Here is a 13,526-nt window from a genome sequence, read left to right on the forward strand (position 1 = left end):
CAAGATAGGGGCCCGGTTACCCGGGACCCCTCTCACAACACCTAGCATGCGGGTCCGCCCAGGCTCGGTGAATACAGTGCGGTTCGCCTCAACGATGCAAGCGATAGCCAGCACTCTTCAAGAATAAACGCCGTAGCCACGAAATTCGTAGCCCACGTACCTAAGCCCATCCGTCTTGCGGATGCTGCTCTTGTCGTGATTGACGGACAATTTCAGACGCTCGGTCAAGAAGCGTTCGATGCTCCCGTACACACGCTGCGCCGCCGCTTCCGCCTTCGTGAAGACCACGAAGTCTTCGGAAAAGCTGCTACCTTTCGTTCGATTTGACCAGACTCCAACCGGCCTCGTGCCGGTGGTGAATCCGACTGACTGGCTACGACACCGCAGGCCAATCGCAACCCATCTCCCCACTGGCCTCGTGCCAGTGGTAAAGGGACGAACGCGACTTGAGATGGCCAGTGATCGTCCTTGCTACCACCGGCACGAGGCCGGAGGGGAGCCAAGCGAATCGACTGCTTCTTTGTAGCTCATCTGTCTTGCTTCCACCGGGTCAAGCCCGGATGGAGAGCGAGGAAGCATCAGAGTTCATCGGTGGTTCGTTCCTTGTCTTGTGACGTTCAGGCCTTTGTGTCGCCGTTGGACTCGGCGGATCACTCCTATGCCTTCTGCTGCCGACTTCGATCGTGGGTTCGTGTTACCACGGCCCACCCCGCGTTGGAGCAAGCTCTAGTAGCGGGCGCAGGATGAAGCCCTCCCCAAATAAGGGACGTTTCAAGACGCGACGGTCTTGAAACACGTGATCGATCCCCACCCAAGCTCCCCATCTACCTCCACCAACTTTTCCGGTTCGGTTTCGCTGTCAGCAGCCAGCGGATTTTTGGGAATCGCACAGCGATGGGCATGCAGTGTCGGTCTCTATAGGGTTTCTGTTCCGTGCTACTGCAAGCTCCGCGCGGACCTGATGGGTCTTGGCGTGAATGCGTCTGGAAACGAATTGCGTTGAACCATGCCCGAATCGGCGGGACTGACCCTATGACCCGGACGGTTCTCGGCGGCTATCCAGCTTGACGCTCACATTCGCAGGCTTCCTCCCCACGGTTTGTCACCTTGTGCGCAGTTGCCGGGCATCTTCGAGACAGGGCCTCGTACTTACTTCGTTGGGATCTACATTTGGTATACTGTCTCCTACTGGAAGTAACCGGAACTAAGTACAGGGGACTTTCACCCCACAAGATCACGCCCATGTTGGGCGTACTGCACGGGAGTGGCGGTGGTGACCGTTTTGGAAGTGGTTGAATCGTTCGCCGCCGCCCGCTGAACCGTAACGTTATCTGCCTCAAGCATGTTCAATATCGACGTTGAGTTCATCCAGAAGCTTAAGGATCATGGCTACGACCTGTGGACGATTTCCCAGTGGGAGAACTGGCTGCAATTGTCACCGCAACTGCCAGGCGCATTGCAACAGATTCGTAATGCATTTGATGATGTGAAGCTTGGTGATGGCGTTGGCATCCTCGAAGCGAACGGACTGGATGACTATGCCGGTGACAGCGAACTTGCTCGGTTACGCAAACTTGACGAACGAAATGATTGGCGAAATCTCGACGCTGAACTTTTGGATCGGTATCATGCGACGCCTTCATTTTTCGATGCTCGCGGATTTGTTTTTCATCTTCCGGCGTTCTTGCTCGCGGAACTCGATGACAAACATGAGTATGGATTCATTGATCGAATCGTCGAAAAACGCCCTCCGTCAGGTAGCTGGATAGATTTACTAACAACCCAACAAGCGGCGGCATTGGTCTCTGTGCTGTCGCTGGTGAAACAACATCCCGACTATTACAATGACACGAAGAAATTCGACCATGCAATCGAACGTTTCAACCGAATTGCCGCTGCAAACGGCAGATAACAATGGGTTGCACACGGAGCCGAGGGTCGCGCGGGTTTCAATGTTCAGTTTGTTCGCCGCGGCCCAGTGAACCCTGCCGTTCTGCAATTAAGCGATGTCCCGAATTGCCATTCGTGCCGCCCACCAAGCTTCCATCGCCGCTCGTGTCATCCCGCCGTCATCTGAATTCGGGACAAGAGGCCGCCACGCTGCAGGCCACTGCAAGGCTCTTCTTGGGTGTCTCAGTCGGTACCTCAGGCATCGAGAGCGGCAGCAAACTAATCCTGCTAGATTGGTGCGTGGTACAAAACGCTTACGGGCCCAGTATTGAGTGTTGCAGAGGCAGTCTAAGAACGGTGATCCAAGTCAGTCGTTGAAGCCCTGGACTTTCTGGTGCGAGACAGGCAGACAGGTAGTGAGGATGAATTGTCTGCAGGTGGTGTGTGCGGCCGTGAACGGCAACAGCTCCGAACTTTGGCACCTTTTGGTCCCAATCAGGTGACCACAGTGCCCAAGGTTTGTGCGTGACCCAAGCGAATCAAGTGGAACAACGTCGATTGGTTTTGATCGCGACTTCTGGCTGGCCAGATCGACTTGAAACCCATCGTTAGGGCATACTTTGCATGACAGCATCCGCCCATTGCAATTCTGCCACACTAGACATCAGCTGGTGTCTTCCCGAATCCACGCGGCCAGAGGTGAAGTAGCGGCGTACCGTATTCCATCATGCACAGCATGACCTACGGTTGCTGGGGTCAGGGAATGATCTCGACGACGACGCCTTTGAAGGCCGGTGTCTTGCTTTGCGGGTCGGCGTGGCGGCTGACCAGGATGTTGGACTCGGGGTAGTACATCAACGCGTTTCCGCTGCGGATCGAATCGTAGCCACGGGCCAAAATGCCCGGCATGCTGCCGGTGTCGCTTTTGACCGTCACGCGTTGATCGTGCTGTAAACCCAAACGTTTTAGGTCATCGGGGTGCATGAGGATGATGTCCCGGCGATCTTGATTGCGATACAGGTCTTCTTCTTCATAGACCACCGTGTTGAACTGGCCTTCGCTGCGAACCGTCATCAAACGCAACTGCTGATTGCCGGTGCCCTTGAGCGGTGGCAGCGTGTGGCGATGCAGCACCGCGCGGCCATCGTCGGTGCCGAAGTGCGGTTGGTGAAACGTCCGGCCTTCGATCTGAAATTCTTCTTTCGTTTCATCGATCGTAGTGATCTTTTCGTAGCCGGGGACCACTGCACCGATCCAATGCCTGATCGTTGCGGCTTTGCGCATCTGCGTCCAGTCGATTCCCTTGGCATCGGGCAACAAGCGTTCGCCGATCGTCGCGATGATCTCGACTTCGCTACGGGGACCGGGCAATCGACGTGGACCACCGTCGCTCAAGCGGACAAAGTTGAACATCGACTCCTGCGTCGTCGGTTCGGGTTCCTCATCGCGTGCCAACACGGGCAAGATGATCGTTTCCTTGGCCAACCCGTGCGCGTGGCCGGTGTTCATCGTGGTGTTGAGCATCACGTTCAGATCAAGACTTGAGAGCGAACGAGCGGCGTACGTCGCATCGGGGTTGGAACCATAAAGATTTCCGCCCAAGCAAAATCCGACTTTGATCTCACCGCTGATCGCCGCATCCATGCACGCCAAGGTGTCTTTGCCATCGGTGGTTGGCAGCTCCACGCCGAACTTTTCTTCCAACGCGGAGAAGATCTTGTCTTTGAGCTTGGGAGTCACCCCGACGCTGCCGATACCTTGCACGTTGCTGTGCCCGCGGATCGGCATCAAACCGCATCCGGGTCGACCCAGCATGCCGCGGCACATGGCCAAATTCGCAATGGCTTGAACATTCTCGACGCCGTGTGCGTGGTGGGTGATCCCCATCGTCCACGAGAACACCGTTAGCCGCGACTGTGCGTAGAGTTCGGCGATCATTTCGATCTCGCTTCGCGCCACGCCGGACTTCGTCTCGATCTCTTCCCAATTCAGCGCATCGACGGCGGCCAACCACTCGTCGCTGTTGCGGCAATGATCTTGCAAGAAAGCCGAGTCGATTTTGCCCGCAGACTTGACGGCTTTGGCGATGCCCCACAGCAAGGCGAGGTCGCCGCCGATGTGGGGTTGAATGTAGTGTGATGCGATCTTGGTTCCGCCGAGCAGTGAAAAGACGTCACTGGGAACACGAAACTTGACCATTCCCGTTTCACGCACCGGATTGATCACGATCACCTTTCCACCGCGACGCCGGATCTTCATCAAGCTGGTCATCAACCGCGGGTGATTGCTCGCTGGATTGCCACCGATCACGAAAACCGTGTCCGCTTTTTCCAGGTCCTCCAAGACGATCGTCGCAGTACCGCTGCCGACGCTGGATTGCAGACCGACCCCGCTGGCTTGATGGCAGTAGTAGCTGCAGTTGTTGACGTTGTTGGTGCCGTAGACACGGGCGAGCAATTGCAACAAGAAACCGGCTTCGTTGCTGCTGCGACCGCTGAAGTACCAGAAGGTTTCGTCGGGGCGAACCGCCCTGAGCTTTTCGACGATGCTGTCAAAGGCTTCCTGCCAAGTGATTTCTGTGTAGTGAGTGTCGCCGGCTCGATAGCGAACCGGATGAATCAGTCGACCGAGGTGTTCCAGTTGCCGAGGAGTGAGCTTCTGCAATTCGGCCAGAGAGTTTTTTTTCCAATAGTCGCTGGTGATCGCAGGCTGCATGTCAGCGACCATGGCTTGCAAGCTTTTCTTGCAAACCTCGGGGAAGTGACCCGATTCATTGACCATGCCGCCTTTTTGGCCGCCCATGCCCAGAGCGCACGTTTTGCACGCGTTGCGCGACCGCATCGCTTTGTAAAGTTTCCAAACGCCACCTGCCTCACGCCCTTTTTTCCACGTGTACCAGATCGCTCGAAAACCGCCACCGCTGCCAACTTTCACTGATGTCTCCTTCGCTGTATTCCAATCCATTCCCGTTTCTGATGCCCGGCACTGAGAGCATAGGCCCCGAGTGTTCCCGCCTGCCCATTGGGCTGCCAGCATTCTAACCTCAATGCACGCTCCACCGCTGCCGTCAGCCTTTGAACAATCGTCAATCTTTGCCTGACCCTGCCCAGGTGATCGACTCTGAAATCCGTTCGATTTGGAACCGCAAGCCGCCGAAACCAATGGGTGTGTTCTCATTCGTTGCCGGATTTGCGTCCAAACGTCGTGACGCTGACGAATGGTCGCACCATTCACGTTCCCTACGCTCGTCAGGTGATCGGCCCATGTCTTTGCTGAAACTCTGGAATTCGATTCGGTCGGTAGCAACGGGTTCGGCGGCGACGGGCGAAACTGCGGACATCGAGGCTGGTAAGCCCAAGGTAGCCGACAAGACCGTAGACCAAGCGGTTGCGGGTCGCGTGCCTGCTGCCGCGCGCCCCGATCCAGCGACGGCAGCCGCGGTCAAGGTCCCAGCGGCCAAACCGGTTAAATCTGGATTGCTCTCTGGCGTACTGCGTAGTTGCCCCCATGCAGGTCTGACCAAGCAATTCAAAGGGTTGTCCGTCAATACTGTGCTGGAGGTGGGTGTCGGTGACGGAACACGGGCCATCGCCATCCTGCAGTCGCTTTTGAAGGCAAACCCGGACGCCAAGATTCACTACATCGCCGTCGATCAATTCGAGATGAATGGCGGCATCGAATTGCGCGCCTTTCACAAACAGCTCCGCGGCATTTCGTCCCTGGTCAACCTGCTCCCAATGCCCACACGGGCGGGATTGGATCGCGTGGCTCGCACGTACGGTCAAGTCGACTTGTTGATCTGGAATGATCCCGAAGTCAACGTTTTGAGCGCACCGTTGGACCGAATCTGCAAAGCAAGCGGAAGCGTCTTTCTACAGACCGATGGAAAATGGTCCAAGATGTCGACCGCCGCCAACGCGACAAAAGCGGCTTAGGAACAACGATCCAATCACTAACGCACTTGGTAGTTCGATTCGCCAGAATTCCTTTCGCATGAAATTTCTGGCGAAGTCCACTACGCCATTTATTAAGGAAACACTCCTCAGCGGTCGAGCCTATTGCACTGCCCGGTGCCTTACGGCCCTCGGCTCACCCTTGCGTTCCAAATTTGACTCGATCAGCGAGCCGCCAATCGCCTTGCCGATCACCATTGTGGGACGCAATCAAACGCGAATGGCTCTGTAGCCGATCATTCAGCCACGAAATCCTGCTTGTTCTGATCCGCTGAATCTGCCTATTTTAGCGGTTGTCTGGTTTAGCGAAGGTATCGTCGAATGCTTGGCAATCGCCCTCAATCTTGACTCCCATTCGCGAGCTAGGGTTAGGTGCATTTCGCGATACAGGGACGCAGGCTCAATTGAGCCAGAGCTATTCGAGCCAGAGCTATTCGAGCCAGAGCCACTGGAGCCAGGTTATATGTGTGGAATCGTTGGATACGTCGGACCCAAAAACTCCGCTGAGTTCTTGCTCACCGGACTTCGTCGACTGGAGTATCGCGGGTACGACAGCGCCGGCGTGGCCACGCAAATCGGGGGCGAGTTTCAGATCACTCGATCGGTCGGGCGAATCGACGCATTGGCGCAACGCCTGCAAGAAAAACACGCCAGACAACAAATCATTGACGGACCCACGGGCATCGGGCACACGCGTTGGGCGACGCACGGTCCGGCGACCGAAGAAAACGCGCACCCTCATTTGGGCGGCGATGGCGAAGTCGTCTTGGTCCACAACGGTGTAATCGAGAACTTTCAAGTTCTCAAGGACGAGCTCATCGCCAAAGGTTACGAATTCAAGTCTGCCACGGACAGCGAGGTGATCGCACACCTGATCGCCGAGGGCCTCAAGCTAACTCCCGAAGATCCCGAACAGCTCAACATGCGGTACGTCACCGCCGTTCAATGGGCGATCAATCAACTGCGTGGCACCTACGGCTTGGCCATCGCTTTTCGCGAGCGTCCCAACATGCTGATCGCCGCACGTTTCGGCAGCCCACTGGTGATCGGCGTCGGACGCGGAGAGTACTTCATCGCCAGCGATGCGTCTCCTTTGGCGGGCAGCACCGATCGAATCGTCTACATGGCCGATCATCAGTTGGCCGTGCTGACCCCAGAAGGCTTCTCCGTTCTGCATCGCGACCAAGGAAAGATTCGAGTCGACGTTCGACCACTGGAGGTCAGCGACGACAACGTCGAGCTGGGTGGCTATGAACACTACATGCTCAAGGAAATCCACGAGCAACCCGAAGCCCTCCGCAATGCGATGCGTGGTCGACTGGACGAAGAAAACGCGACCGCCGTTTTTGGCGGGCTGAACCTGACGCCTCAACAACTGCGTGGCATCGAACGCATCACGTTGACTGGTTGCGGAACCAGTTGGCACAGCGCGCTTGTTGGCGAATATTTGATCGAGGAACTCGCGCGTATCCCGGTCGAAGTCCAGTACGCCAGCGAATTGCGATATCGCAACCCGCCGATCGAAAACAACACGCTCGTATTTGGTATCACACAAAGCGGTGAAACGGCCGACACGCTGGCCGCGCTTCGCGAGACCAAACGCAAAGGCCACCGAACGCTAGCGATCTGCAACGTCGTGGGCAGTTCGATCGCGCAAGCCGCCGACGGAGGCGTTTACTTGCACGCCGGTCCGGAAATCGGCGTCGCCAGCACCAAGGCCTACACGTCCCAGTGCTGCGTGCTGACGATGCTGGCCTTGTACTTCGGCCGCATGCGTCACATGAGTTTTGAACGCGGACAGGAAATCATCGAAGAGCTGCATCGGTTGCCCGGTGCGGTCCAGCAGGCCCTCAGTTGCGATCTCCAAGTTCGCGACGTCGCGGCAAAGTACAAGGACGCGACCAACGTCCTGTATCTCGGTCGACAGTTCAATTTCCCCACGGCGCTGGAAGGCGCACTGAAGCTCAAGGAAATCAGCTACATCCATGCCGAAGGCTACCCGGCGGCGGAAATGAAACACGGCCCGATCGCGTTGGTGGACAAAGCCACACCCAGTGTGTTCATCATCCCCCACGGAACGACTTATGACAAAGTCATGGCGAACATGGAAGAAGTCCGTGCGCGGGGAGGCCCGATCATCGCCATCGCCAGCCATGACGATCCCCAAGTCGACTCGGTCGCCGACGATGTGATCCGAATTCCCCGTGTTCCCGAATTCTTGCAGCCGATTGTGTCCGTGATCCCTCTGCAGTTGCTGTCATACCACGTCGCCCTGCTTCGGGGTTGTGACGTGGACAAACCGAGAAACTTGGCCAAAAGTGTGACTGTCGAATGACCCTCACTCTTGCCGATCATGTTCAGTGGACTATCTATTGAGTTCACCCCCACGGAATCGCCCCGCTGCGTCGGGCTTTGCCAGCATGCTTTTTGACTCCGGAGAGATCCAATGAAAACCACCGGACTGACCTATAACTCACGAAAAGCCCTGATGAACAACATCGGGGAAGCCGCCGGAACGGAGATCGCCAACTTGATTTCCCAGATGGCCGCCGAGATCGAAGAATTGCGACGCACCAAGGTCAGCGTCACTCGAATCGTCCCGGGCAACGAAGATCGGTACCGCGAAGAGTACGTGGAAGAGCCCGTTTGATTTCCGCTAAAACACGTCGAATCGACATGAACTGGCGGTGAACCTGGCATGGATCGAGGGTGTCTGAGCTACTTTCAGGCCCTCTGTTTCTGACGTCGCGCCGTTGACATTTTCGTCTCCACAGTTGACAGTGGCGGCGGAAATTTCTCCCCAGCGACCCTCATTCAAACACTCATGTCCGACGCCAATTCGTCCGCCCCGCGGACTTTGCTTGATAAAATCTGGGACCAGCACGTCGTCCACGCCCCCGAATCAGGGCCAGCGATCCTGTACATCGATCTGCACTTGGTCCACGAAGTCACCAGTCCCCAAGCCTTTGAGGGCCTGCGTCTGGCCGGTCGGCCCGTCCGTCGACCCGAGCGAACGCTCGCCACCCCCGACCACAACGTCCCCACGACCGACCGCAGTCTGCCGATCGCGGACCCGATCAGCAAAAAACAGATCGAAACCCTGCGGGCCAACTGCCAGGAATTCGGCGTCCAGCTCTATGACATCGGCGACGTCCGCCAAGGAATCGTGCACGTCATCGGCCCGGAAAATGGTTTCACCCAACCGGGCATGACGATCGTTTGCGGCGACTCCCACACCGCGACCCACGGCGCTTTCGGTGCGTTGGCCTTCGGCATCGGGACCAGCGAAGTCGAACACGTGCTGGCGACGCAAACGTTGCTGCAGTTCAAACCCAAGACCTTTGAACTTCGTGTCGACGGCGAATTGCCACGCGGCGTGACGGCCAAGGACATGATCCTGTACTTGATCGGCCAAATCGGAACCGCCGGCGGAACGGGTTACGTGCTGGAGTACACCGGAGAGTGCGTTCGCGCACTGTCCATGGAAGAACGCATGACGGTGTGCAACATGTCGATCGAAGCGGGCGCGCGAGCCGGTATGATCGCCCCCGATCAAACCACCTTTGACTACTTGCGTGGCCTGCCCGAGTCGCCCAGCGATTTCGATGCGGCGGTCGAGCGTTGGCGGTTGCTCAACACCGATGCCGGCGCGACCTACGATCGCTCGTTGGTTTTCCAAGGCAGCGATATCGAACCCCAAGTGACCTGGGGCACCAACCCCGGCCAAGTCATCGGCGTCACGGCGGCAACGCCCGATCCGAGCGACTTCGACGACGCGACCGATCAAAAGACCACCAGTGATGCGTTGGCCTACATGGGTCTGAATGCAAAGACGAAGATGCAGGACGTCTCAATCGACCGCGTCTTCATCGGCTCCTGCACCAATGCACGCATCGAGGACTTGCGGGCCGCCGCGGCAACCGTCAAAGGACACCGAGTCAGTGATCACGTCAACGCGATGGTGGTCCCCGGCAGCGGACGTGTGAAAACTCAAGCCGAATCCGAAGGCCTGGATAAGATCTTTACCGAAGCAGGCTTTGAATGGCGAGAAGCCGGTTGCAGCATGTGCTTGGCGATGAACCCGGACAAGTTGGCACCGGGCGAACGGTGCGCCAGCACCAGCAACCGAAATTTCGAAGGCCGGCAGGGCAAGGGCGGACGCACGCACTTGGTCAGCCCCGCGATGGCCGCCGCTGCCGCCGTCGCCGGACACTTCGTCGACATCCGTCAGTGGGACTACAAGTCCGGCAACTGATCGCAACACGCCGCCCTTCGCCATCACGCAATCACTCAACCCCATTCCATCACCATGCAAAAGTTCATCGCGCACACCGGTCTCGTCGTGACCATGAATCGCGCCAACGTCGACACCGACCAAATCATCCCCAAGCAGTTCCTCAAACGGATCGAGCGAACCGGTTTTGGCCAGTACTTGTTTTACGATTGGCGTTTCCAAGACGACGGCACGACACCGCGTACGGAGTTTGAGTTGAATCGACCCGAAGTCGAAGGCGCCACGATCCTCGTCGCCCGCAAGAACTTTGGCAGCGGCAGCAGTCGCGAACACGCTGTCTGGGCGTTGGACGACTACGGATTCCGTAGCGTCATCGCGCCTTCCTTTGCCGACATCTTTTACAACAACTGTTTCAAGAACGGCGTGTTGCCCATCGTGTTGCCCGAAGCCGACATTGACACGATCTTTCAAAAGGCCGAGCAGCCCGGCTATCAACTGACGGTTGACCTGGACAATCAAGTCGTCCGAGACGAAAGCGGCTGGGAGTGCAAATTCGACATCGACCCCAGCCGTCGCGAAAACATGATCAACGGCCTGGATGACATCGCCCAAACGCTGATGCACGAAGAAAAAATCAGCGCCTACGAAGCCGCCAGAACCTGGTAGTGCACCTCGCGTTGATGTGCTGACTTCAAGCAGCGCTGTGAAGCATTCTCTTTGCTGAAACGCGGGACATACCAGCATGAAGCGCAAGCGAGTGAGTCGCCATATTCACTCGCTTGCGCTTCGTGCTGGTATTCTTGACCGTCAGACGGCCAATCCGGCGCAGCTTCGTCAAGTCTGTTGGCGACGAGATTTCGGGACCGGCTCAGGACGTCGAGGATTTTGGTACAGCAGTTGGGCGACCGATTGCTCGCCGACTTGAAAATCCTCAGGCAAGTCATCCGGCGCGTGATGCCAGTCACGATGTGTCGGGACCAATCGATCGTCGATCGGCCAAGGATCAAACGGCTGACGTCCCAAGTATTCAACGAGCTTGTCACAGTTCAAGCTGACGTCCCCTGCGCGCGGCGGCATCGGGCCGGCTTGTCGGCGCATGCATCCATGCAGCAGGGACGGATCGTGACCTCCGACGACGTTCACCACCTGAGCGATTTGGTACAAGCTGATGCGGCGTGGACCGCCAGCGTGATAGATGCCAGCGAGAGGACGATTCAGCAAATCAGCCAACAAGCGACACAAACAATCGGTGAACGTCGGCGTGCGGACTTCGTCGAAATATAACGTCGCCGGTTTTCCCTGTTTGAATCGTGACGCGATCCAGTCGATCGCACCGGCATGTCCGTTGAAGCTGATGCCCATCGGCAACGAAATCCGCAAAACACAGGCATCCGGGCATTGATCCAGTACGACTTGCTCGGCTCGAACCATCATGGCTCCGTAAACCGTCACGGGGTCAGCCCGATCGGTCTCGACGTAACCCGAGTGGGACTCGTCCGGCTCACGACCCGCGAAGACCAGATCGATCGAGGTGTGAAGCACTCTCGCGTCGTACCGGGCGGCATGCCGCAAGACGTTCTCGGTTCCGAGAACATTGACTCGGTACGCCATGTCGGGATCGGTCTCACAGGATTTCAATCGGCAACTGCCCAAGCTGCTGATCACGCTGCCAAACCGGTGTTCTTGCCACAACTGCTGGACCGCCAACGAATCGGTCAACTCGCATGGAATGATCCCGGGTCCCGACAGAGGCCACATGCTGGGTTGTCGTACGCCGATCACTTTGTCGCCATAGCGGCGGCGAAAGTAATGGAACGCATTGAAACCGGCGACGCCCGCGATGCCCGTGATCAACATCGGCAGCGGAGGATGATTCGGTGAAGTCATCACAGTCTCGCGGGATTGACGGGAGTCGTCGGAATGTCACCAGACGCACGCGCGCGAAGCAGTGGTTGCAAACGGCGGATGACGTTCACCGAAGCGGCATCCGGCTCGATCGCCAGATTGTGAAACTCCATCGGATCGCTGGCGTGGTCGTACAACTCGACACCGTGTTTGCCATTGCCCCATTCGGTGTAGCGAAATCGCTCGTCGCGAACGCTGCACCCCATCACGGGTTCGGCCAGTCGGTCGTCGGCAGGTCGCAGGACTTGGGTGACGGCGACGTTATCCCATTCCATTAGCGGATCACTCAGCAAGGGAGACAGATCATTTCCGGCGAGATCGTCGGGTGATTCGACTTGGGCAAGCGAGGCGAGTGTGGGATACAAGTCGACGAATTCAACCACACGCGAACAAGGCGTTCCATTGCCCGCGGCACGGGGTTGACGAATGATCAACGGCGCTCGGGCAGACTGTTCGAACAAAGTCCGTTTTTGCCACACGCCATTGTGTTCACCAAGGTGATATCCGTGATCGCTCCAAAGCACCACGATGGTATTGTCGCTGAGCTTCAGTTCTGACAAGGCGGCCAGCATCCGACCGACTTGAGCATCGATAAACGAAACGCTCGCGTAGTACGCCTGGATGGCTTGCCGTAACACCGGTTCGCTGAGCCCGTAATGTGGAACCGGGCAGTTGTGAGCGAATGCGGCGGTGGGGATATCGTCTCGATCGTCGGCAGGAGCAAAGGGCAACCTCATCTCGTCTGCCGGGTACAGGTCAAAGTATTTTTTCGGCGCGACATAGGGCGTGTGAGGTCGAAAGAAACCGACGGCCAAGAAGAAAGGCTCGCTTCGTTTTTGCCGCATCAACTTAATGGCCTCCGTCGCGATCATCCCATCGGTTTGTTCGGTATCCTCGCCGTCGGCGGCCAACCAACTGAGCGCCGCACTGATCTTGCGATGCGGTTCGGCATTGAAAATCTTGTCTTCGTCAGCCTTGTCACGCCCGATCGGATTGACCTTGTGCTGCCATGATGGCGGATCATCAAAGCCGTCGGTGCCGATGGATGCCGGCACGTTGTAGTGATAGATCTTGCCGATCCGCGCGGCAAAGTAACCAGCGTTCTGAAAGGCTTGCGGCAACGTCACTACCTCGGGGACTTCATCGCGAAAGTGCCGATCCAGATCATAGACCTTGATCGTGTCCGGACGCAGACCAGTCATCAAGGACGCGCGAGTGGGATTGCACAGCGGCAACTGGTTATACGCTCTTTGAAAGCAGACCCCGCTGGCTGCCAGCGAATCGATATGCGGTGTTCTGGCCACCACGTCGCCATAGCATCCCAACGTGCAGGCGAGGTCATCCACGGCGATCATCAGGACATTGGGCTGCTGTCGATTGGGTACCGGCTGGGCAGCACTGTTATGAGCAGCACTGTTTTGAGCAGCAACACGCTGGAAACTGAGACAGATCGGCAGCACAGCCAGCAATGCTGTCAAAGTGAATCGGAACACGGCACAGGCTCAGGAAAGGAGTATTTCGGCGGAGAACAGAATTTGCCCACA

At 57.3% G+C, this 13,526-nt stretch carries 10 protein-coding genes; 6 read left to right on the forward strand and 4 right to left on the reverse strand.

Annotation, left to right across the window (positions count from 1 at the left end; genetic code table 11):
* Positions 1–117: 117 nt before the first annotated feature.
* The gene (locus Pla52nx_RS04950; protein WP_197454563.1) at positions 118–288 is read right to left on the reverse strand and encodes a hypothetical protein; all 171 of its coding nucleotides are present in this window, start codon (positions 286–288) and stop codon (positions 118–120) included.
* 1,054 nt (positions 289–1,342) lie between these two features.
* Between Pla52nx_RS04950 and Pla52nx_RS04955 the strand changes: the two genes are divergently transcribed.
* Positions 1,343–1,912 (forward strand): DUF6714 family protein, encoded by a 570-nt coding sequence (locus Pla52nx_RS04955; protein WP_146519956.1) that lies wholly within the window; start codon positions 1,343–1,345, stop codon positions 1,910–1,912.
* 734 nt (positions 1,913–2,646) lie between these two features.
* On the opposite strand, the gene Pla52nx_RS04960 is transcribed toward Pla52nx_RS04955, so the two are convergent.
* Positions 2,647–4,854 carry an FdhF/YdeP family oxidoreductase gene (locus tag Pla52nx_RS04960; protein ID WP_146519955.1) on the reverse strand — a complete coding sequence of 736 codons (2,208 nt, stop codon included), beginning with the start codon at positions 4,852–4,854 and terminating at the stop codon, positions 2,647–2,649.
* A gap of 299 nt (positions 4,855–5,153) precedes the next feature.
* Here Pla52nx_RS04960 and Pla52nx_RS04965 point away from each other — a divergent pair, with 299 nt between their 5' ends.
* The 5 genes from Pla52nx_RS04965 to leuD all read left to right on the forward strand — a co-directional run bounded on the left by Pla52nx_RS04965 (position 5,154) and on the right by leuD (position 10,743).
* Entirely contained in the window at positions 5,154–5,825 is a 672-nt protein-coding gene (locus Pla52nx_RS04965; protein ID WP_146519954.1) for a hypothetical protein, read from the forward strand.
* A gap of 481 nt (positions 5,826–6,306) precedes the next feature.
* Entirely contained in the window at positions 6,307–8,178 is a 1,872-nt protein-coding gene (gene glmS, locus Pla52nx_RS04970; RefSeq protein WP_146519953.1) for a glutamine--fructose-6-phosphate transaminase (isomerizing), read from the forward strand.
* 111 nt (positions 8,179–8,289) lie between these two features.
* Positions 8,290–8,493 (forward strand): hypothetical protein, encoded by a 204-nt coding sequence (locus tag Pla52nx_RS04975; RefSeq protein WP_146519952.1) that lies wholly within the window; start codon positions 8,290–8,292, stop codon positions 8,491–8,493.
* A 174-nt stretch (positions 8,494–8,667) separates the two neighbouring features.
* Positions 8,668–10,098 carry a 3-isopropylmalate dehydratase large subunit gene (gene leuC, locus Pla52nx_RS04980; RefSeq protein WP_146519951.1) on the forward strand — a complete coding sequence of 477 codons (1,431 nt, stop codon included), beginning with the start codon at positions 8,668–8,670 and terminating at the stop codon, positions 10,096–10,098.
* A gap of 54 nt (positions 10,099–10,152) precedes the next feature.
* The gene (gene leuD / locus Pla52nx_RS04985) at positions 10,153–10,743 is read left to right on the forward strand and encodes a 3-isopropylmalate dehydratase small subunit (protein WP_146519950.1); all 591 of its coding nucleotides are present in this window, start codon (positions 10,153–10,155) and stop codon (positions 10,741–10,743) included.
* 168 nt (positions 10,744–10,911) lie between these two features.
* Here leuD and Pla52nx_RS04990 read toward each other — a convergent pair whose 3' ends face one another.
* A complete protein-coding gene (locus Pla52nx_RS04990) occupies positions 10,912–11,964 on the reverse strand; it encodes an SDR family oxidoreductase (RefSeq protein WP_146519949.1) in 1,053 nt (350 codons plus the stop codon).
* Positions 11,964–13,475: a sulfatase gene (locus Pla52nx_RS04995; RefSeq protein WP_231741950.1), complete on the reverse strand. Its 1,512-nt coding sequence runs from the start codon at positions 13,473–13,475 to the stop codon at positions 11,964–11,966. Before Pla52nx_RS04995 ends, Pla52nx_RS04990 begins: the two co-directional genes overlap by 1 nt.
* Positions 13,476–13,526: the final 51 nt, after the last annotated feature.

Source organism: Stieleria varia, from assembly GCF_038443385.1.
GTDB lineage: Bacteria > Planctomycetota > Planctomycetia > Pirellulales > Pirellulaceae > Stieleria > Stieleria varia.